Annotated in this window: 1 protein-coding gene; it reads right to left on the reverse strand. The window is 64.7% G+C overall.

Annotation, left to right across the window (positions count from 1 at the left end):
- Positions 1 to 380 (reverse strand): 4Fe-4S binding protein (locus EJK15_RS69950; RefSeq protein WP_138720999.1); only part of this gene is annotated, 380 nt, incomplete at both ends.

Here is a 380-nt window from a genome sequence, read left to right on the forward strand (position 1 = left end):
GGTGAGTTCCTTCGGAGGTTCGGCGCCAGGGTCGTGGGCCGGGGGCAGAGGAACCGTTTGGGTCCAGGTGGCCAGCCTGTCCTTCTCGTGCAGGAGGTTGCGGATGTCACCTTCGGCGTACTCGAACTCTGGGGACCAGAAGAGCGCGTCGAAGGGGCACACCTCGATGCAGATGCCGCAGTACATGCACAGGGCGAAGTCGATGGCGAAACGGTCGAGAACGTTGCGCTGGCGTGGGCGGCCGCCCTCAGGGGCCGGGATCGTCTCCTTGTGCGAGTCGATGTAGATGCACCAGTCGGGGCACTCTCGGGCACAGAGCATGCAAGAGGTGCAGTTTTCCTCAACTAGGGCGATAACGCCTCGGCTGCGGGGCGGGAGGG

The sequence above is a fragment of the Nonomuraea basaltis genome (genome assembly GCF_005893125.1).
Lineage (GTDB): Bacteria > Actinomycetota > Actinomycetes > Streptosporangiales > Streptosporangiaceae > Nonomuraea > Nonomuraea basaltis.